Origin of the sequence: Streptomyces sp. IBSBF 3136, assembly GCF_036815105.1 — a bacterium.
In the GTDB taxonomy this organism is placed as follows: Bacteria; Actinomycetota; Actinomycetes; order Streptomycetales; family Streptomycetaceae; genus Streptomyces.
In genome coordinates this window covers 1-19,416 of sequence record NZ_JAJSZC010000080.1, presented here as the reverse complement: position 1 = coordinate 19,416, position 19,416 = coordinate 1, and the positions used below count along the sequence as shown (strand labels likewise).

Here is a 19,416-nt window from a genome sequence, read left to right as displayed (position 1 = left end):
CTCAGCGCACCACCAGGCTCGCGGGAGAGGGTTCTTCGAGTCGGACCGAGACCGCGTGCTCCCCGAGCAGGAAGCCGCGCAGCCGGTAGGGGGCCGGGCAGACGGAGACCGGCAGCTCCTGCTCGACCGTGCCGCACCGGGCCAGGTCGGGCCCGGACACGCGCAGCACGGTCGTGCCGTCGGCGGGGCTGTTCGGGCGCAGGTCGCCGCTGCGGGCCACGCACACGAACTCCGGCAGCTCGCCGGACGGGCCCGGCGCGGCGAGGCTGACCCGCAGCAGGGGCCGGCCCCGGCGCAGCAACCGCCGCTGCGGGCGAAGGAGTTCATACCGTATGGCGGTGTCCGGCGGCAGCAGCGTCTCGGCCGTCTCGGGCACCACCACGACGGCCCCGGCCACCCGGGGCACGGTCGTCGCCCGGATCCGCACCGCTCCCGGGCCGACCGGCAGCCGCAGCCCGCCGCGCCGGTAGGCGTGCGCGGTCACCGTGCGCTCGCCGCCCGCTTCCGCGCCGTCCGGGGCCGCCCAGGTGACCGCGAGGTGCCCGGCGCCGTCGGGCCAGTCCACCGTGACGCGCGCCTGACCGTCCGGGAGCCGTTCGGCGGTGAGCCCGGGGACGGGGTGCACGGCCTCGACGGCGACGGCCGGACCGGCCAGCGCCCGCGCGCCGAGCACGGCGACGGCGGCGACCTCGGCGCAGGTGCCCGGCGGCGGACACGGCGCGCCGGCCTTCTCCGGCCAGTCCAGCGGGACCGGCAGGTCGCGGGTGCGCAGTTCGGTGCCCGACGCGGGCGCCTGCCCGGGCCACACCACGAGCCGTACCTCGGCGTCCCGCGCACCGGTCCAGGTGAACCGCACGGCCCCGCCGTCGGGCCGCGCGGTGAGGGTGCGCACGGGTTCTGGCCAGGGGTGGACGGTGCCGGTCACCCGCAGCCCCGGGGAGGGGACCCGGGCACCGCCGGGCGCCCGGTAGTGGCAGACGACGCGGAAGGCGTGCGGGCCGGCCGGCAGGCCCGTCGCGGTGAAGCCGTCCGGGCGGAGCGCCAACCCGCCCCCGGACGCGCCGGGTTCGGTGTGCTCGACGGTGACGTCGATGGCCCCCGCCGGCCGCTGCCAGGCGCAGTGGAGCCGGCCCCGGCCGTCCGTCAGCACCGGCTGCCCCACCTCCGGGGCGACCAGTAACTGCCGCGAGACCAGCGGCGGGCCGGCCACCCGTCCGTCCCGCAACGGCAGCGCCGCGTAGCGCACCTTCGAGCCGAGCGGTGCGTCCTTGTCGGGCACCGTGCCGGCCGCCGTGGGGTCCGCGCCCGGCACGCTGCGTACGACGGGCCTGCCCCGGTCGGTGCGGTACAGCCGCAGCAGCCGCCACTCACCAGGCACGTCGTGCCGTTCCTGCCAGGACAGCTCCACCAGGTCGGGTCGTAGTTCGGCGCGCAGCAGCCCGCGCCGGCCGGACTCGGGGCGGTGCACGCGGACCAGGCCGCGCAGAGCACGGTGGTCGTCGGCGGCCTCGCACAGCGCCTTCAGGTACGCCTCGCCCGCGTCCTCCCGCGCACCCCCGTCCTCGGCCCGGCGGCCGGCCCGCAGGTGGCCGTCGACCACGTCGAGCCGTTCGGCGAGCCAGGCGCGCAGCGCGGCGACCTCCCGGTCGCCGGTGTCGGGGGGCAGCCGGTCGAGCAGCGCCCGCAGCCGGTGCAGCCGGCGCCGTTCCCGGGCGTCGGCGAGCGACTCGGCGGCGTCGCGTGCGCGCCGGTCGAGGACCGGCCGCAGCCGGGCGGCGGCCACGAGGCCCGCGACCTCGTCCGGGTGCACGCCCAACTCGGCCGCCGTGCGCGGGCGCCGGTCGGCGGGCTGGTCCTGCAACAGGCAGATCAGCTGGTAGAGGACGACGCGGCGCGGGGCCGGCGGATCGCGCCGGTGCAGCGCGGCCAGCTTCGCGGCGAGCGGGGCGCCCGGCCCTGCGCCCTCGGCGAGTCGGTCGAGGAACGGCCCGTCCACCCGGCGCCTGCCCCGCGGCCCGGCGGGCACGTAGAGGCCGTCCAGGACCCGTAACCCGGTCGGCGCGGCGCCCAGCACCTCGCCGAGGTGGCGTAACCCCGCCGCGTGCTGGTCGGCGGCGAGACGGCCGTAGCCCGGCACGAGGGGACTCAGCGGCAGGCCCGACAGGGCCCTGGGCAACCCCAGGTGATACCCGAATTCCTGACCGGCCACGCGCACGTTCTCCCCCGATAGCGCCTTGAGGGACCATCCCAGCAGATCCGGCCGGGACCAGGAAGTGCTTTCGGGGAAACCGGGCGCCCCGGGGCGGACCGCACCCACAGGTGCCCAGGTGCCCCACCGGGCATGAGGCCCGCGGACCGCGCCGCGGCGCCGGCGTCGGACGTCAGGCGTCACGCCCCCAGTGCCGCCCGTGCCGGCAACGCCGCCGTGTCGTAGCGCTCCAGCAGTACGCGTGCCACCTCGGGGGCGGGGCCGAGTACGTCGGCCAGGACGTCCGCCTCCTGTGCGCCGCGGGCGATGCGGTCCGGCAGGAAGCCGGGGGCCAGGACGTAGGGGGCGACCGCGACCCGCTCGCAGCCGAGGTCGCGCAGCTCGCGGACCGCGTCCTCGGTGCGCGGAAGGGATGCGGAGGCGAACGCGGGCCGCACGGCGCACCAACCGGTGTGCCGCCACTCCCGCGCGATTGCTGCGATCACCGCGATCGCCTCCGGGTCGGAGGACCCCGCCGAGGCCAGCACGACCCCGGTCGAGGACTTGTCGGCGGGCGTCAGGCCCGCCTCGTACAGCCGCCGCTCCAGCGCCGACAGCAGCAGCGGCGAGGGGCCGAGCACCTCCGCCTGGCGGATCCGCAGCCGCGCCGGGGCGTCCCGCAGCACCGCCGGGATGTCCGCCTTGGCGTGGAAGGCGCGGGTGAGCAGCAGGGGGAGCGCTACGACGTCGCGCACGCCCTGCGCCGCCAGCGACTCCAGCACCCCGTGCACGGACGGGACGTTGAAGTCCAGGAAGCCGGTCTCCACGCGCAGCCCGGGCCGCAGGCCACGCACCCGGCGCACCAGGGCGTGCACGGTCGCGGCGTGCCGCGGGTCGCGGCTGCCGTGGGCTATGACCAGGAGAACCGGCTGGTGGCGCATACGGGTCAGCCCTTCACCAGCAGGCCGCGGCTGCGCAGCACCCACCGCTCCAGCGGGCTGAAGATCAGCAGGTCGATGGCGATGCCGACGAACAGGATCAGGAAGATCGCCTCGAACACCATGGACATGGAGCTGGCGTTGCGGCCGTTCTCCAGCAGCGCGCCGAGCCCGATGCCCAGGTCGGGGGAGGACGCGATGATCTCCGCCGCCATCAGGGACCGCCAGGAGAACGCCCAGCCCTGCTTCAGGCCCGCCAGGTAGCCGGGCAGCGCCGCGGGCAGGACGATGTGCCAGGCACCCCGCACGCCCGTCGCCCCCATGGTCCGGCCGGCCCGCAGGAACAGCGGCGGCACCTGGTCGATGCCGGAGACCAGGCCGTTGGCGATGGACGGGACGGCGCCGAGCAGGATCACCGCGTACATCATCGAGTTGTCCAGGCCCAGCCAGATCACCGCGGGCGGCACCCACGCCACCGACGGCAGCGACTGAAGACCGGACAGCAGCGGGCCGATGGCCGCCCGCACGAACTTCACCCGCGCCACCAGCAGCCCCAGCGGCGTGCCGATGGCCAGGGCGAACAGGAAGCCCAGCAGACCGCGCGAGACGCTGGTCCAGATGTAGCCGAGCAGCTTGCCTTCCAGCCAGGCGTTCTTGAACTCACCGCCCACGTCGGCGGGGGAGGGCAGCTTCGCCGGATCGTCGACGACCTTGAAGGTGATCAGCGCCTGCCACACCACCAGCACCACCGCGGTGGCGACGAGCGGCGGCAGTATCTTGCCGGTGAAGGTCTGCCGGAACGGGGTGCGGCCGGGCGCGGCGCTCTCCAGGGCGTCAAGACCGGCCTCGACGCTCCCCGCGTCCGTGGCGGTCTTCGTCTCAGTGCTGGCCATGACGGCGGATCTCCCCACGCAGGACTTCGGTGATCTCCAGGGACAGTTCGGCGACCGGGGCGTCCTCGATGCGCCGCGGCTGGGGGATGTCCACCCGCCACTCGCGGGCCACCCGGCCCGGGCGGGACGAGAGCAGCACGACCCGCTGCGCGAGCCGCACCGCCTCGCGCACGTTGTGCGTGACGAAAAGGACGGACAGGCCCGTCTCCTCCCAGATCCGGGTCAGTTCGTCGTGCAGCAGGTCGCGGGTGATCGCGTCCAGCGCCGCGAACGGCTCGTCCATCAGCAGCAGCCGGCTGTCCTGCGCGAGCGCGCGGGCCATCGCCACGCGCTGGCGCATGCCGCCTGACAGCTCGTGCACCCGCTTGCCGTACGAGCCCTTGAGCCGGACGAGTTCGAGCAGTTCGTCGGCGCGGCCGCGCCGCTCCTGCTTGGGGACGCCGCCCAGCTTCAGGGCGAGCTCGATGTTCTTGCCCGCGGTCAGCCACGGGAACAGCGCGTGCTCCTGGAACATCAGCGCGGGACGCCCGTGGGTGGTGATGCTGCCCGCGGAGGGCTGGTCGAGCCCCGCCACCAGGTTCAGCAGGGTCGACTTGCCACAGCCCGAGGCCCCCAGCAGGGTGACGAACTCGCCCGGTGCGACATCCAGCGTGATGTCGTCGAGGACGAGCTGCTGCCCTGTGGGCCCGGGGAAGGACTTCGAGACGTGCTCGATACGGGCGGCGTGGTCGACCGTATCGACGTCATCGGCCTTGGCGAGCGCGGTTGCCATGATCGTCACCTCCTGGGAACTGTCGGATCCGGAACTACTTGACGCCGAGACCGGCGTCGCTGACGGAGGACTCACCCGCGGCCGCGAGGACCTTGTTCAGCGGGGTGAGGTCGTAGATGCCGGCCAGCTGCGGGTTCTCCAGCAGCCCCGCCTTCACCGCGTGCCGCGCTTCGGTGTCGAGCGTGGCGGCCAGCGGGTCGTCGGTGATCTGGATGGACTTCCACGCCGGGTCGAGGACGTCGGCCGGCAGCTCCTTGCCGGAGTCGATGCCCAGCTGCTTGTTCGCCGCCGCCTTCGCCCGATCCGGGTCGGCGTTGATCCACTTGTTCGTCTCGACGGACGCCCTCAGGACCGCCTCGACGGCCCTCGGGTGCTCCCGGAGGAACTTCTGCGACACGATGACGTTGGTGATCACGAACTTCTTGCCGGGCCACAGCGCCGACTCGTCCAGCAGTACCTTGCCGCCCTCGGCGACCAGCTTCGACGCGGTCGGCTCCGGCACCCAGGCGCCGTCCACGGAGCCCGACCTGAAGGCGTCCGGCGTCACCTTGTTGTCGGTCCTGACCACCGACACGTCACCCTTGCCGCTCTCGGCGTCGACCTTCCAGCCCTGCTCGGCCACCCAGTTCAGGAAGGCCACGTCCTGCGTGTTGCCGAGCTGAGGAGTGGCGATCCGCTTGCCCTTGACGTCCTTCAGCGACTTGATCTTCTTCGGGTCCACCACCAGCTTCACCCCGCCGGACGCCGAACCGCCGATGATGCGCAGGTTCTTGCCGCCGGACTTGGTGTAGCCGTTGATCGCCGGGGAGGGGCCGATCCAGCCGATGTCGATGGAGCCGGAGTTGAGGGCCTCGATCTCGGACGGGCCGGCGTTGAACACCTGGTAGGCGGCCTGGGTCGCGCCCAGCTCCTTCTGGAAGAAGCCCTTCTGCCTGCCGACCAGCGCGGTGGCGTGGGTGAGGTTGCCGAAGTAGCCGATCTTCACGGAGTCGAGTCCGTCGATCTTCTCGGCACCGGCGGCGACCTTGGCGTTCGCCGAGTCGTCCGCGGCCTTCGAGCCGTAGCCGCACGCGGCGAGGGCCAGCAGGGGGAGCGCGGCGATCAGGGCCGCGCCGCGGCGAAGGAACGTCGAGGTGGTGGCAGGCACGGGAGGTGTTCCTCTCGGAGGCCCGGCGGTCACGGACTCTCAGGTCGTGGCCGGGAGGTCGGCAGGTCTTCGCTTGCGGTGGAGGGTGGGGGCGCGCCGGCAGTGCGCGTACGTCACCGCGCACATCGCGCCACTCCGCCCTGCCCGCTGCCGAGGGCGCCGCTGCCGACGCGGCCGCCCTCCTTCGCGAACAGCGAGTAGAAATCGCCGGTGTCCATGGCTCAGAAGTCCCAGCCGTCGTCTTCGGACGCGTCCTTGACCGGCTCGGGGGACGCGAACGACTCCCCGACCATGCCCGCCGTGAGCGTGGTGCCGTCGCTGGGGTCGATCAGGATGAAGGAGCCCGTGCGGCGCGAGTCGGCGTAGGAGTCCAGGGGCAGCGGCTCGGCGGTACGGATCTTCACCCGCCCGATGTCGTTGGCGAGGAGCCGGCCCGGGTGCGGGTGCAGCGACAGGTCGTCGAGCGTGAGCCGGGACGGGATGTCCTTGACGATCGCCTTGACCGTGCGGGTGCCGTGCTTGAGCAGCACCCGGTGGCCGACGGCCAGCGGCTGGTCGGCGACGTGGCAGACGGTCGCCTCCACGTCCTGGGTGGTGGGTGGCGCGTCCTTGGTCGGCACGATCAGGTCGCCGCGCGAGACGTCGATGTCGTCCTCCAGCAGGACCGTCACCGACTGCGTCGTCCACGCCGTGTCGACCGGCTCGCCGAGCAGGTCGATGCCGGAGATCCGGGTGGTCCGCCCGGACGGCAGCACCGTCACCGGCTCACCGACGCGGAAGGTGCCGGCCGCGATCTGGCCCGCGTAGCCCCGGTAGTCCGGGTGGTCGGCGGTCTGCGGCCGGATCACGAACTGCACCGGCAGCCGGGCGTGGCAGTGCGCCAGGTCGTGGCTGACCGGGACGGTCTCCAGGTGCTCCAGCACGGTCGGGCCGCCGTACCAGTCCATGTTCGCGGACGGCTCCACCACGTTGTCGCCCGCGAGCGCCGAGATCGGGATCGCGGTGACCTCGGGCACGCCCAGCTCGGTCGCGTACGCCGTGAACTCCTCGGCGATCGCGGCGAACACCGGCTCCTCGTACGCGACGAGGTCCATCTTGTTGACGGCGAGGACCACGTGCGGCACCCGCAGCAGCGCGGCGATGGCCGCGTGCCGGCGGGTCTGCTCGACCACGCCGTTGCGGGCGTCGACCAGGATCACGGTCAGCTCGGCCGTGGAGGCACCGGTCACCATGTTGCGGGTGTACTGCACATGGCCGGGCGTGTCGGCGAGGATGAACCGGCGCCGTGGCGTGGCGAAGTAGCGGTAGGCCACGTCGATGGTGATGCCCTGCTCCCGCTCGGCGCGCAGGCCGTCGGTGAGCAGCGCGAGGTCGGGACCCTCCTGGCCCCGGCTCGCCGACGCCCGCTCCACGGCCTCCAACTGGTCGGTGAGGACCGACTTGGAGTCGTGCAGCAGCCGTCCGACGAGCGTGGACTTGCCGTCGTCGACGGAGCCGGCGGTGGCGAACCGCAGCAGCGTGGTCTCCGAGAGCGCCTCGGTCGTGGTCGTGCTCATGCTTAGAAGTACCCCTCGCGCTTGCGGTCTTCCATCGCGGCCTCGGAGAGCTTGTCGTCGGCGCGCGTGGCGCCGCGCTCGGTGAGCCGGGAGGCGGCGATCTCGGCGATGACGTCGTCCAGCGTGGTCGCGTCCGAGTCGACGGCGCCGGTGCAGGACATGTCACCGACGGTCCGGTAGCGGACCAGGCGCCGCTCGACGGTCTCGCCGTCCTTCGGGCCGCCCCACTCGCCGGCCGTCAGCCACATGCCGCCGCGCGCGAACACGTCACGCTCGTGCGCGAAGTAGATCTGCGGCAGCTCGATGCCCTCGCGGGCGATGTACTGCCAGACGTCCAGCTCGGTCCAGTTGGACAGCGGGAAGACCCGGACGTGCTCGCCGGGGGCGTGCCGGCCGTTGTACAGGTTCCACAGCTCGGGCCGCTGGCGGCGGGGGTCCCACTGGGAGAACTCGTCCCGCAGCGAGAACACCCGCTCCTTGGCCCGGGCCTTCTCCTCGTCGCGCCGCCCGCCGCCGAACACGGCGTCGAACTTCCCGCTCTGGATCTTCTCGGTCAGCGGCAGCGTCTGCAGCGGGTTACGGGTCCCGTCGGGCCGCTCCTTGAGCACACCCCGGTCGATGTAGTCCTGTACGGGGGCCACATGGAGGCGCAGCCCATGGGCGTCGACCACACGGTCCCGGTACTCCAGCACCTCGGGGAAGTTGTGTCCGGTGTCGACGTGGAGCAGCGAGAAGGGGATCGCCGCGGGGGCGAACGCCTTCAGCGCCAGGTGCAGCATGAGGATGGAGTCCTTGCCGCCGGAGAACAGGATCACCGGGTTCTCGAACTCGCCCGCCACCTCGCGGAAGATGTGCACCGCCTCGGACTCCAGCGCGTCCAGGTGGGAGAGGGCGTACGGGCCGGCCGTCCCCTCGCCGGTCGCGGTCTTGGCGACGGTCGTCATGCCAGTCCCCTCTCGCTCAGCAGGGCGTACACGGTGGCCGCGGACTCCTGCACGCTCTGGTGCTGCGACTCGATCCGCAGCTCGGGTGCCTCGGGCTCCTCGTACGGGTCGTCGACCCCGGTCAGTCCCGACAGCTCGCCCGCCGCCTGCTTGGCGTACAGCCCCTTCACGTCCCGCACCGAGCACACCTCGACCGGGGTCGCGACGTGGACCTCCAGGTACGGCGTCCCGTTCTCCTCGTGCCGCTTGCGGACGGCGTCCCGGCTGTCCGCGTACGGCGCGATCACCGGGACCAGCGCCTTGACGCCGTTGCGGGCGAGGAGTTCGGCGACGAAGCCGATGCGCTGCACGTTGGTGTGCCGGTCCTCGCGGGAGAAGCCGAGGCCCGCCGAGATGAACTCGCGGATCTCGTCGCCGTCGAGCACCTCGGTCCGGTGGCCCTCGGCGCGCAGCCGGGCCGCCAGCTCGTGGGCGATGGTGGTCTTGCCGGCGCTCGGCAGACCCGTGAGCCAGACGGTGGCTCCGGTGGTCACGTGGTTCTCCTGTGTCTGGTCGGTCGTCATCCGTGCAGCCCGCACTCGGTCTTGGCGCGGCCCGCCCAGCGGCCGGCGCGCGCGTCCTCGCCCTCCAGGACCCGGCGGGTGCAGGGGGCGCAGCCGATGGAGGGGTAGCCGTCCATCAGCAACGGGTTGGTCAGTACGCCGTGTTCGGTGACGTAGGCGTCCACGTCGTCCTGGGTCCAGCGGGCGATCGGGGAGATCTTGACCTTCCGCCGCTTCTCGTCCCAGCCGACCACCGGGGTGTTCGCCCGGGTCGGGGACTCGTCGCGGCGCAGTCCGGTCGCCCAGGCCGAGTAGCCCTTCAGGCCCTCTTCGAGCGGCTGCACCTTGCGCAGCCGGCAGCACAGGTCGGGGTCGCGGTCGTGCAGCTTCGGGCCGTACTCCGCGTCCTGTTCGGCGACCGTCTGCCGGGGGGTGAGGGTGATGACGTTGACGTCCATCACGGCCTCGACGGCGTCCCGGGTGCCGATGGTCTCCGGGAAGTGGTAGCCGGTGTCGAGGAAGACGACGTCCACCGGGGCGTCGTCCGTGCGCACACGCGAGGCCAGGTGGGCGACCACGGCGTCCTCCATGGAGGAGGTGACGCAGAACCGCGCGCCGAAGGTGTCGACCGCCCACCGCAGGATGTCCAGGGCGGAGGCGTCCTCCAGGTCCCGGCCCGCCCGCTCGGCGAGTGCCCTCAACTCCCCTGCCGTACGCTCAGGCTGAGCCGTCGTCATATCGAGTCGTCCCCTCCGTTGTCGGCTCGCTTCAGGCCCCGGGCGAGCAGCCCGAGGAACTTCAGCTGGAATGCGCGGTTGCACGCCCCGCACTCCCAGGCGCCGTGGCCCTGCTCGCCCGGGCGCAGGTCCTCGTCACCGCAGTAGGGGCAGTGGAACGGCGCGGCCCGCTCGCTCATGACAGCGCCTCCTCGGAGGCCCGGGCCGCCCAGGTGGCGAACCGCTCGCCGTCCTCACGTTCGGCCTGGTAGCGCTTGAGGACCCGCTCGATGTAGTCGGGCAGTTCCCGCGAGGTGACCTTCAGGCCGCGCACCTTGCGGCCGAAGCCGGCGTCGAGGCCCAGCGCGCCGCCCAGGTGCACCTGGTAGCCCTCGACCTGCGCGCCGTTGTCGTCGAGGACGAGCTGGCCCTTGAGGCCGATGTCCGCGACCTGGATGCGGGCGCAGGCGTTCGGGCAGCCGTTGAGGTTGATGGTGATCGGCTGGTCGAAGTCCGGCAGGCGGCGCTCGAGTTCGTCGATGAGCTGGGAGCCGCGCTCCTTGGTCTCGACGATGGCGAGCTTGCAGAACTCGATGCCGGTGCAGGCCATGGTGCCGCGCCGGAAGGAGGACGGCCGGGCGGTGAGGTCCAGCGCCTCCAGGCCCTCGACCAGCGAGTCGACCTGCTGCTCCGCGACGTCGAGGATGATCATCTTCTGTTCGACGGTGGTCCGCACCCGGCCCGAGCCGTGCGCCTCGGCGAGCTCGGCGACCTTGGTGAGGGTGGCGCCGTCGACCCGGCCGACGCGCGGGGCGAAGCCGACGTAGTAGCGGCCGTCCCGCTGCCGGTGCACACCGACGTGGTCGCGCCACTGCTGGACCGGCTGTTCGGGGGCGGGCCCGTCGACCAGCTTGCGGCCGCCCAGGTACTCGTCCTCCAGCACCTGGCGGAACTTCTCCGCGCCCCAGTCGGCGACGAGGAACTTCAGGCGGGCCCGGTTGCGCAGCCGGCGGTAGCCGTAGTCCCGGAAGATCGAGATGACGCCCTCGTAGACGTCGGGGACCTCGTCCAGCGGAACCCAGGCGCCGAGACGGACGCCCAGCTTGGGGTTGGTGGACAGGCCGCCGCCCACCCACACGTCGAAGCCCGGGCCGTGCTCGGGGTGCCGTACGCCGACGAAGGCCACGTCGTTGATCTCGTGCACCACGTCCAGCACCGGCGAACCAGAGATGGCCGTCTTGAACTTGCGCGGCAGGTTCGAGTACGCCTTGTTGTTCAGGACCCGGCGCTTCATCTCCTCCAGCGCGGGGGTGGCGTCGATGATCTCGTCCTCGGCGATGCCGGCGACCGGCGAGCCGATCATCACGCGCGGGGTGTCGCCGCAGGCGGTGACGGTCGACAGGCCCACGCCCTCCAGCCGGTCCCAGATCTCCGGCACGTCCTCGATCCGGATCCAGTGGTACTGGACGTTCTGCCGGTCGGTGATGTCCGCGGTGCCCCGCGCGAACTCCTGGGAGATCTCGCCGATGACCCGCAGCTGCCGCGTCGTGAGCGCGCCGCCGTCGATCCGGACGCGCAGCATGAAGTACTCGTCGTCCAGCTCCTCCGGGTCCAGGATCGCGGTCTTGCCGCCGTCGATCCCGGGCTTGCGCTGGGTGTAGAGCCCCCACCAGCGCATCCGGCCGCGCAGGTCGCTGGGGTCGATCGAGTCGAACCCGCGCTTGGAGTAGATCGTCTCAATGCGTGTCCGCACATTGAGACCGTCGTCGTCCTTCTTGACCTGCTCGTTCCCGTTCAGCGGGGTGAAGTGGCCTTCGGCCCACTGGCCCTCGCCGCGGTGACGGCTCACCTTGCGGCGGGGCGCTGAGGCGGCGGGGTTCTGCGGGGTGGCGGCCATGGTTCTACGTCCTTCGGACAGGCTGCGGACAGGCGGAAAGCGGCTCTGACCTGCGCTTGCGCGGGCATGTGGGCATGCGTGCGCGTCCTTGCGCAACAGGCAGGCGGGGAGAGGGGTGCGGCGGTGCTGGGGCGGTCAGCTCGCCGGACAGATGGCGCTGGACATGCGGCCGAGGTCGACGTGCCGCCGACTCACCAAGGCAATTCCAGTTCCAGGCATGGCGGAAGCCTGGCACGGAGATCTGGACACAGTCCAGCTTTATCCAATATGCGGACACCCTTGTCCCGAAGTGTGGGACAAGGGTGTCGTCGGTCACATGCCGCGCGGGACGGCTTGTCGTGCCAGGTCAGGCCGGGTAGGCCCCCGGCCAGGGACCGGGGGTGGCCACCACGGCCTCCTCCTCGACCTTGGTGTCGAACAGGGTGAAGCCCCGGCGCAGGTAGTTGTCCATCGCGAACGCGCCGTCCTTGCTGCACGTGTGCAGCCACACCCGCTTCGTCGGCGTCCGCTCGGGCCACCGCTCCGCCAGGTCCCAGGCGCGGGCCGCGCCGTACGACAGCAGGTGCCCGCCGATGCGGCGGCCGCGGAAGGCCGGGATCAGTCCGAAGTAGGCGATCTCGACCACGCCGTCGTCCTGGGGCTCCAGCTCGACGTACCCGGCGGGCGTGCCCCGGTCGTAGGCGACCCAGGTCTCCACACCAGGCCGGTCCAGCTGCCGCTGCCACCGGGCGTAGTCCCAGCCGAGCCGGTCCGTCCAGCGGATGTCGCCGCCGACGGAGGCGTACAGAAAACGGCTGAACTCCGGGGAGGGAACCTCGGCACGGACGATCCGCACGTCGCCGTCGGGGGCGGCGGCGGGGAGGAGGTCGGCCGGTGAGGTCTGTTCCAGGGACCAGGTGGTGACAGGGGCGCTGCTCATGCGGGCCAGGGAATCATCCCGTCCGCCCGTCTGTCGATCCGCGGCCCGCACGCCGGTCGGCCACCGGTCCGCCGAGCCGCCGCCCGTCCGTCGGTCCGCCCGCTCAGTCCAGCGTCCGGTCCAGCGCGGCCAGCGGCACCGCGAACAGCATCCGCCGGGACAGGGACCACACCTCGCCCGTCTCCTGCCAGTACGACAGCGATCCCGAGCCCTGGGCCCAGCAGTGGTGGGAGGCGTCCGAGCCGCAGCGGGCCGCCTTCGCGCCCTTGGTGTCCTGCCGCCAGAGGCCGCCGTGGCTGTCGGCGCTCCCGCCGTCCCCGGCGTTCGTGGACACGTGTCCCACATACCAGGACGGTTCGGCCGCCCCGGCCTGCCGGTACGACAGCACGCCCCGGATCCCGGTCGCCCGGGTGCGGTAGACCTCGACCGGGTCCACCCGCCCGGCGGCGCCGGTGGCGAGCAGTCCCTCGCGGGCGGGGTCGGTGCTGAACGCGTACCGCCACAGCCGCGCGCGCCGCTCGCTGCCCGGGGCCGTCCACTCGGCGGCGATCAGGCTGTCGGGCGCGGTGCCGCGGTCCAGGGAGAGCCCGGCGGGACAGGGCGGCCCCGAGGCGCCGCATCGGCCGGCGGCGAAGCGGTAGGAGCCCACGGCGGGCATCACGTACCGGTAGCCGCCGCCCGACCAGCCGCCGTGCACGCGGCCGATCGCGGGCTCGTCCGCGGTGGTGCGCTGGATGCGGTCGAGGTCGTAGACGTAGAGCGCGTCGGCGCTGCCGCGGCGCGTGGTGACCAGGAGCTTGTCCTGGTACCAGACCATCCCGGAGACGCCGGAGGACAGGCCGCGGTAGTCGCGGCCGCCGTCGACGGGCACGACGAGGAGCACCCAGCGGTAGACGGGGCGGCGCGGGTCGTCGGCGTCGACGAACGCGACCCTGGCCAGGCCCCGCTCGGCGGCGGGCCCGGTGGCGGTGTCGTGGGTCCAGCCGGTGAGGATCACCCGGTGGCTGCCCCAGACGCCGTCGTCGTCGGCGTCCCCCGAGGTGGTGACCGAGGCCGGCTGCCACGCGGTGCCCGCCGTGTCGGCCCGGTCCCAGCAGTAGGCGCGGGTGGCGGCCGGGGTGACGGGAAGGGTCTCGCGGTCCGCGGAGCCGCAGCCGGCGCCCTCGCGCAGGGAGCGGTCGGCGCTGCGCAGCACGGCGTCCACGCCGACCGGACGGCCCATGGAGGCGGCGAGCCGGTTCAGGGCGCGGGCGGGCACGAGGTGTTCGCTCAGTCGCAGCGGGGCGGTGTCCGCCCGGGAGGTCAGCGGCCGCAGCGCGCCGGGGTTCGCGGCGACCGTGGCCTGAGAGGCGCTGATCAGGGTGGCGGTCGCGGTGAGCGCCAGCGCGGTCCCGGCGAGGACCGCGCGCAGAGCCGCGCCCCGCCTGCGTCTGCGGTGTCTGCCGCGATGCTTCATGTCTCCTCCCGAGCGGGCCAACTGCGCCTGGTGGTCCGTGAGTTGACCAGGAAGCAGGTGGGGAGGCCCATAGGGATGCTACGGCAGTAACGGGCGCCGTGGGGCCAAGACCCGCAAATATGCGGAAGGCACGCGCACCAGGCGCACCGAACGGACCGCTCAGCCCGCCCGCTCAGCCTGCTCAGCCCGACCGAACGCCCGCACGTCTGTCCCGTCAGCCGGACCCGGCCGCCGTCCTGCGCCGCGCCACCGCCGGTGCCGTCGACCGGGGCAGCAGGTCCCGAAGGTCGCCGGGCAGCAGCACCTCGACCTCCGCGTCCTCCCGGAAGCGGTACGGCCGGTGACGCAGAACCTCGCCCGCGTAGCGGCGGATCCGCGACATCTCGGCCCGTACGGTGACCGTGCGGGACGGGTCGCCGAACAGGTCCTCGGCGAGGCCCGCCGCGCCGCGCCCCCCGCGGTGTTCGGCCAGCAGGTAGAGCAACTCCGCGTGCCGCGGACTGAGTTCCCGGGACCAGGAGCCCGCCGCGCCCGTCACGGTGACCGCCGTGCGGCCCGCCCGGCTCAGATCCAGCTCGACCCTGAGGGCCGTGGCCGGCGGCGGCTCCTCGGCGGCGCGCAGCAGCCAGCCGCCGGCCAGCGGCTCCACCGCGCAGGTGCCGAGCGCGGGCAGCCGGTGCGGGCCCGGCGTGAGCGGCTCGGGCAGCGCCACGCGCCGCACGTACGGCATCCCCGTGACGGCCGCCGTCCAGCCGTCCCGGTCCACGGCCAGTGCCCTGCCGTCCAGCCGGGCCAGCACCGGCGCGGCCACCGCCCGCAGCCCCTCCAGGGAGTCCAGGTGCAGTTCCCGCAGCCGGGCCTCGGCGAGCTTGGCCACCGCGTCCACCCAGGCGAGCGTCGCCGGATGCATGGTCCTGAGCGGGCCGCTCACGTCCACCACCCCCAGGAGCCTGCCGTCCCTGGGATCGGTGATCGGAGCTCCCGCACAGGTCCAGGAGGTGTGGGTGCGCACGAAGTGCTCGCCGGCGAAGACCTGCACGGGCCGCCGGACGACCGCGGCCGTGCCCACGCCGTTGGTGCCGACGACGTCTTCACGCCAGTCGGCGCCGAGTTCGAACCCGAGCCCGTCGGCCTTGCGCAGCACCGAGGGGGAGCCCTCCCGCCACAGGACGCGTCCCTCGGCGTCCGCGACCACCATGATGTGCGAGCCGGCGTCCGCGACCGAAAGCAGCCCCCGCCGCAGCACGGGCAGCACCCGCCCGAGCGGTGACTCCTCCCGTCTGCGCCGCACCTCCTCGACCGACAGCGGCCGGGACCGGACATCGCGGTCGGGGTCGACGCCGCCGCGCAGCATCCGCTCCCAGGACTGCTCGATCACCGGGCGCGGCGCGATCCGCGCACGTCGTCCGGCCAGCGTCGCCTCGCGCACCTGGTGCAGCACCCGGGCCGCCTGCGCCGCGTCCACGGCGGCCAGGCGTGCCACGTTCACCGGCGGGTTCACCACTGTGGTCCTCCCGGAAAAGGGGCATCCGAACACACTTGTCAAGCCGTCCGGGCGGCGGTTTCCGGTCCGGCCGTGCCTCCCATAGTGCCGTTCGGTACGGGCCCGCGACACGGACTCCGGGCACCGTCACCGACAAGTTGCAACCTTCTGCAACCCTGGCGATTCGCCCGCAGGTGGCCGAGACTTGACCACGACGCCGCCCCCGGGCGGCGTTTCGTGCCCTTCAACGGGGCCATGAGGCGGGGGTGGTGCCGTGTCGGCGCAGCACCACCCCCAGCCACCGGCACCCGGCCATCAGCAGCCCAGCCACCGGCATCCCGGCCACCGGGCCACCGGTGCACCCCGGCCAATGGCACCCCCGGCCGTCAGTACCGGAGGGCACCCGCGCCCGTGCCCCTAGAGCACCGGGCGGGCGCGTTCCACCACCGACGTCAGGTCCAGGCCGGACGGCAGTGTGCCGAAGGCGGCGCCGTGGTCGCCGCCGAGGCGCGAGGCGCAGAACGCGTCGGCCACCGCCGGCGGCGCGTACCGCACCAGCAGCGAACCCTGGAGCGCCAGCGCGAGCCGCTCCACCAGCCGCCGCGCCCGGCCCTCGACCCCGTCCAGGTCGGCGAGTTCGGTGAACAGGTCCTTCACCGCCCGGTCCAGCCGGTGGTCGGCGCCGTGCGCCCGCCCGATCTCGGTGAGGCAGGCGTCCAGCGCGCCCGGCTCCCGCCGCAGTGCCCGCAGCACGTCCAGCGCCTGCACGTTCCCCGCGCCCTCCCAGATCGAGTTCAGCGGTGACTCGCGCACCAGCCGCGGCAGCCCCGACTCCTCGACGTACCCGTTGCCGCCCAGGCACTCCGCCGCCTCCACCGCGAGCGGCGCGCAGCGCTTGGTGATCCAGTACTTGGCGGCCGGCACCGCGAGCCGCAGCAGGGCCAGTTCCCGCTCGCCGCCGTCGTCGTAGGCGGCCGCGAGCCGCAGCGCCAGCGCGGTCGCCGCCTCCGACTCCAGCGCCAGGTCGGCCAGCACGTTGCGCATCAGCGGCTTGTCGATCAGCTTCCCGCCGAACGCCTCCCGGTGCGCGCAGTGGTGGACGGCCTGGGCCACCGCCTGCCGCATCAGGCCGGCCGAGCCGAGCGCGCAGTCCAGCCGGGTCGCGGCGACCATCTCGATGATGGTGCGCACCCCGCGCCCCTCCTCGCCGACCCGGCGGGCCCAGGTGCCGTCGAACTCGACCTCGGCGGAGGCGTTGGACCGGTTGCCCAGCTTGTCCTTCAGCCGCTGGATCAGGAAGGTGTTGCCGGTGCCGTCCGGCAGCACGCGCGGGACCAGGAAGCAGGTGAGCCCCCCGGGGGCCTGCGCCAGCACCAGGAAGCCGTCCGACATCGGCGCCGAGCAGAACCACTTGTGCCCGGTCAGGGTGTACGTCCCGGCCTCGGCGAGCGGCCGGGCCCCGGTGGTGTTCGCCCGTACGTCGCTGCCGCCCTGCTTCTCCGTCATGCCCATGCCGAACAGGGCGCCGGCCTTCTGCGCGGCCGGCCGCAGGTCCTGGTCGTAGATCACGGACGTCAGCAGCGGCTCCCACTCGGCGGCCAGCTCCGGGTCCGCCCGCAGCGCGGGCACCGCCGCGTGCGTCATCGACAGCGGGCAGCAGCTGCCCGCCTCGACCTGGGTCCAGATCAGGAACCCGGCCGCCCTGCGCACATGCCCGGCGGGCCGCGTCCAGGCGGCCGTCAGCCCCGCCGAGACCCCCTTGCCGAGCACCCGGTGCCAGGAGGGATGGAACTCCACGCGGTCGACCCGGTGGCCGTACCGGTCGTGGGTGCGCAGCCGCGGCGGATACTCGTTCGCGAGCGCACCCCACTCCTGCACCTGCGCCGAACCCGCCGACCGGCCCAGCGCGGCCAGCTCGGCCCGCACCTCGTCCAGCGTGTCCCCGGCGGTGTGCCGCTCGACGGCCTCCACGAGGGCCCGGTCGGCGGTGAAGACGTCGTACGCCACCAGCGGAGGCGGCTGGTTCGTCACGCTGTGGGTCGAGTTGCCTGCCATGATTGCGAACCTACCCGGGATCGCGGCGATGCTGGCATCCAGAGTGGCACAGCCCGCCCGCCGGTGCGTCCGGTCCGCCCACCGGCACCGGAAGGTGAGGCCGGTCCGGTACGGCGGATACGGTTGGATCGTGCAGTCAGGAAGTGAAACCCCCGAGCGGCCCCCTGGCCGGCTCCACCGGGCCAGAGCCCTCTACCGCAACGTCTCCAAGCGCAGGACCGCCTGGCTGCTGCTCAAGGACACCGTCAACTCCTGCATGGAATACCGCATCCTGGGCCTCGCGGCCGAGGCGGCGTTCTTCACCCTGCTCTCCGTGCCGCCCCTGCTGCTGAGCCTCATCGGCCTCCTCGGCTACGTGGACGCCTGGACCGGCGCGGACACCATCGCCAGCCTGGAGCACAACCTGCTGGACGCCTCCCGCACGGTCCTGTCCGACCGGGGCGTCAAGGAGATCGCCGAGCCGATCCTGCACGACGTCATGAAAGGCGGCAGACCCGACGTCATCTCCATCGGCTTCCTGTTCGCCCTGTGGTCCGGCTCCCGCGCCGTCAACGTCTTCATCGACACGATCACCGTCATGTACGGGCTCGACGGCGTCCGCGGCATCGTCAAGACCCGGATGATGTCCTTCCTGCTGTTCATCGTCGCCCTGCTGATCGGCTCGGTGGCGCTGCCCCTGATGGTGGCCGGACCCGACGCGGTGGTACGCGTCGTGCCCTGGTCGGAGACGGTCGTCCAGGTCCTGTACTGGCCGGTCGTGATCGTGCTGTCCATCGTCTTCCTCACCACGCTCTACCACGTGTCCGTGCCCGTCCGCTCCCCGTGGATCGAGGACGTGCCCGGCGCCCTCGTCGCCCTCGCCATGTGGGTCCTCGGCAGCTTCCTGCTGCGCATCTACCTGACGAACACCATCGAGGGCGCCACCATCTACGGCTCGCTCGCCGCCTCCGTGGCCGTCCTGCTGTGGATCGGCGTGTCCGCCTTCGCCGTGCTCGTCGGGGCGGCCGTCAACGCGGCGATCGACCGCGTCTGGCCGGCCGCGGCCACCGGCGCCGCCCGCGCGGCCAACGAACGGGTCCTGGAGGCACAGGTCGCCGAGTACGTCGCCCGCGCCACCGCCGCCCGCGACAGCGACCCCGACGACCCCGACATGCCCTCCGAGTTCCCCGAACGCTGGTCCCGCTTCCTCCCCCCGGAGGACGTCACCGCCCGGCTGCGCACCCACGCCCGCAATCCCCACCACCACGCGCACAAGGACCACGGCTCCGGCGGCACCGGAGGCGACACCCGCCCACCCGGCCGATGACCGCCCCGGCGGCACGGCCACCCGGGCAACCGGTGCGGCCCCTCCAGCCGCCGTCCACCCCGGCAACCGGTGCGGCTCTCCGGGGGCCGTCCACCCGGCACTGCCACCCACAACCGGTGCGGCTCTCCGGCCGCCGTCCACCCCGGCAACCGATGCCGGGGGCCGTTTACCCGGCACTGCCACCCACAACCGGCATGGCCCTCGCGGGCGCCGTCCACCCCGGCACTGCCACCCACAACCGGCACGGCCCTCCGGGCGCCGTCGACCCGGCTCCCCACCCCCGCACGCGCCTCTACCCTGACCCCATGGACGCTCCTCCAGGCCCGAACACGCTCACGCGCGGGGACCCCCTCGCCTGCCTGCTGGACGGCCCCCGCGCCCGCGGCGCCTTCATGATCCGCGCCTGCTTCGAGCCGCCCTGGGCGGTCCGCGTCGAGGACCGCGCCCCGCTCACCGTCATGCTGATGGCACGCGGCGACGCCTTGATCACCCCCGACGGCGACGGCGAACCCGTCCGGCTGCGCCCCGGCGACCTGGCCCTGCCGGACCACGACATTCTCATATACACATATGACGATGCCCACGATCTAGTCTCGGTGTAGAT

Annotated in this window: 17 protein-coding genes and 1 pseudogene; 2 read left to right on the top strand and 16 right to left on the bottom strand. The window is 73.3% G+C overall.

The features are described from left to right. Position 1 precedes the first annotated feature (1 nt). From V7E45_RS18900 to V7E45_RS18825, 16 genes are all read right to left on the bottom strand, one after another. Entirely contained in the window at positions 2–2,209 is a 2,208-nt protein-coding gene (locus tag V7E45_RS18900) for a hypothetical protein (protein WP_333775357.1), read from the bottom strand. Positions 2,210–2,388: 179 nt separating this feature from the next. Beyond that, a complete protein-coding gene (locus V7E45_RS18895; RefSeq protein WP_333775356.1) occupies positions 2,389–3,129 on the bottom strand; it encodes a sirohydrochlorin chelatase in 741 nt (246 codons plus the stop codon). A gap of 5 nt (positions 3,130–3,134) precedes the next feature. Beyond that, positions 3,135–4,019 (bottom strand): ABC transporter permease, encoded by an 885-nt coding sequence (locus V7E45_RS18890; RefSeq protein ID WP_333775355.1) that lies wholly within the window; start codon positions 4,017–4,019, stop codon positions 3,135–3,137. Next, positions 4,006–4,791 carry an ABC transporter ATP-binding protein gene (locus tag V7E45_RS18885; protein WP_333775354.1) on the bottom strand — a complete coding sequence of 262 codons (786 nt, stop codon included), beginning with the start codon at positions 4,789–4,791 and terminating at the stop codon, positions 4,006–4,008. The genes V7E45_RS18890 and V7E45_RS18885 overlap by 14 nt, the downstream gene beginning before the upstream one ends. A gap of 34 nt (positions 4,792–4,825) precedes the next feature. Further along, the gene (locus tag V7E45_RS18880) at positions 4,826–5,938 is read right to left on the bottom strand and encodes an aliphatic sulfonate ABC transporter substrate-binding protein (protein ID WP_333775353.1); all 1,113 of its coding nucleotides are present in this window, start codon (positions 5,936–5,938) and stop codon (positions 4,826–4,828) included. Between the two features lie 221 nt (positions 5,939–6,159). After that, positions 6,160–7,494: a sulfate adenylyltransferase subunit 1 gene (locus V7E45_RS18875; protein ID WP_333775352.1), complete on the bottom strand. Its 1,335-nt coding sequence runs from the start codon at positions 7,492–7,494 to the stop codon at positions 6,160–6,162. A gap of 2 nt (positions 7,495–7,496) precedes the next feature. After that, on the bottom strand, positions 7,497–8,438 hold the full coding sequence (cysD, locus tag V7E45_RS18870) for a sulfate adenylyltransferase subunit CysD (RefSeq protein WP_333775351.1): 942 nt from the start codon (positions 8,436–8,438) through the stop codon (positions 7,497–7,499). Beyond that, complete coding sequence (gene cysC, locus V7E45_RS18865) at positions 8,435–8,971, bottom strand: adenylyl-sulfate kinase (protein WP_333775350.1); 537 nt, start codon at positions 8,969–8,971, stop codon at positions 8,435–8,437. The genes cysD and cysC overlap by 4 nt, the downstream gene beginning before the upstream one ends. Before the next feature lie 26 nt (positions 8,972–8,997). Beyond that, on the bottom strand, positions 8,998–9,717 hold the full coding sequence (locus V7E45_RS18860) for a phosphoadenylyl-sulfate reductase (RefSeq protein ID WP_333775349.1): 720 nt from the start codon (positions 9,715–9,717) through the stop codon (positions 8,998–9,000). Continuing rightward, positions 9,714–9,896 (bottom strand): hypothetical protein, encoded by a 183-nt coding sequence (locus V7E45_RS18855; RefSeq protein ID WP_333775348.1) that lies wholly within the window; start codon positions 9,894–9,896, stop codon positions 9,714–9,716. Before V7E45_RS18855 ends, V7E45_RS18860 begins: the two co-directional genes overlap by 4 nt. Further along, complete coding sequence (locus V7E45_RS18850; protein WP_333775347.1) at positions 9,893–11,593, bottom strand: nitrite/sulfite reductase; 1,701 nt, start codon at positions 11,591–11,593, stop codon at positions 9,893–9,895. Before V7E45_RS18850 ends, V7E45_RS18855 begins: the two co-directional genes overlap by 4 nt. 135 nt (positions 11,594–11,728) lie before the next feature. Then, positions 11,729–11,812: a putative leader peptide gene (locus tag V7E45_RS18845; RefSeq protein ID WP_310739661.1), complete on the bottom strand. Its 84-nt coding sequence runs from the start codon at positions 11,810–11,812 to the stop codon at positions 11,729–11,731. A gap of 127 nt (positions 11,813–11,939) precedes the next feature. After that, the gene (locus tag V7E45_RS18840) at positions 11,940–12,512 is read right to left on the bottom strand and encodes a GNAT family N-acetyltransferase (protein ID WP_333775346.1); all 573 of its coding nucleotides are present in this window, start codon (positions 12,510–12,512) and stop codon (positions 11,940–11,942) included. Positions 12,513–12,615: 103 nt separating this feature from the next. Next, complete coding sequence (locus tag V7E45_RS18835; RefSeq protein ID WP_333775345.1) at positions 12,616–13,968, bottom strand: hypothetical protein; 1,353 nt, start codon at positions 13,966–13,968, stop codon at positions 12,616–12,618. Positions 13,969–14,182: 214 nt separating this feature from the next. Next, entirely contained in the window at positions 14,183–15,457 is a 1,275-nt protein-coding gene (locus V7E45_RS18830; RefSeq protein ID WP_333775344.1) for a GAF domain-containing protein, read from the bottom strand. A 411-nt stretch (positions 15,458–15,868) separates the two neighbouring features. Then, positions 15,869–17,506 carry an acyl-CoA dehydrogenase family protein gene (locus tag V7E45_RS18825; RefSeq protein ID WP_333775343.1) on the bottom strand — a complete coding sequence of 546 codons (1,638 nt, stop codon included), beginning with the start codon at positions 17,504–17,506 and terminating at the stop codon, positions 15,869–15,871. A gap of 130 nt (positions 17,507–17,636) precedes the next feature. On the opposite strand from V7E45_RS18825, the gene V7E45_RS18820 reads away from it, so the two are divergent. Further along, on the top strand, positions 17,637–18,812 hold the full coding sequence (locus V7E45_RS18820; RefSeq protein WP_333775342.1) for a YihY/virulence factor BrkB family protein: 1,176 nt from the start codon (positions 17,637–17,639) through the stop codon (positions 18,810–18,812). Positions 18,813–19,117: 305 nt separating this feature from the next. After that, positions 19,118–19,354: pseudogene (locus tag V7E45_RS18815) on the top strand (cupin domain-containing protein); the annotation flags it as partial. Between the last annotated feature and the right edge of the window lie 62 nt (positions 19,355–19,416).

What these genes read in the sequence shown, in the direction of transcription:
- V7E45_RS18895 (WP_333775356.1), bottom strand. Translation starts at nt 3,129, where the DNA reads ATGCGCCACCAGCCGGTTCTCCTGGTCATAGCCCACGGCAGCCGCGAC.
- V7E45_RS18875 (WP_333775352.1), bottom strand. Translation starts at nt 7,494, where the DNA reads ATGAGCACGACCACGACCGAGGCGCTCTCGGAGACCACGCTGCTGCGG.
- V7E45_RS18885 (WP_333775354.1), bottom strand. Translation starts at nt 4,791, where the DNA reads ATGGCAACCGCGCTCGCCAAGGCCGATGACGTCGATACGGTCGACCAC.
- V7E45_RS18845 (WP_310739661.1), bottom strand. Translation starts at nt 11,812, where the DNA reads ATGCCTGGAACTGGAATTGCCTTGGTGAGTCGGCGGCACGTCGACCTC.
- V7E45_RS18855 (WP_333775348.1), bottom strand. Translation starts at nt 9,896, where the DNA reads ATGAGCGAGCGGGCCGCGCCGTTCCACTGCCCCTACTGCGGTGACGAG.
- V7E45_RS18825 (WP_333775343.1), bottom strand. Translation starts at nt 17,506, where the DNA reads ATGGCAGGCAACTCGACCCACAGCGTGACGAACCAGCCGCCTCCGCTG.
- cysD (WP_333775351.1), bottom strand. Translation starts at nt 8,438, where the DNA reads ATGACGACCGTCGCCAAGACCGCGACCGGCGAGGGGACGGCCGGCCCG.
- V7E45_RS18835 (WP_333775345.1), bottom strand. Translation starts at nt 13,968, where the DNA reads ATGAAGCATCGCGGCAGACACCGCAGACGCAGGCGGGGCGCGGCTCTG.
- V7E45_RS18860 (WP_333775349.1), bottom strand. Translation starts at nt 9,717, where the DNA reads ATGACGACGGCTCAGCCTGAGCGTACGGCAGGGGAGTTGAGGGCACTC.
- V7E45_RS18850 (WP_333775347.1), bottom strand. Translation starts at nt 11,593, where the DNA reads ATGGCCGCCACCCCGCAGAACCCCGCCGCCTCAGCGCCCCGCCGCAAG.
- V7E45_RS18840 (WP_333775346.1), bottom strand. Translation starts at nt 12,512, where the DNA reads ATGAGCAGCGCCCCTGTCACCACCTGGTCCCTGGAACAGACCTCACCG.
- V7E45_RS18890 (WP_333775355.1), bottom strand. Translation starts at nt 4,019, where the DNA reads ATGGCCAGCACTGAGACGAAGACCGCCACGGACGCGGGGAGCGTCGAG.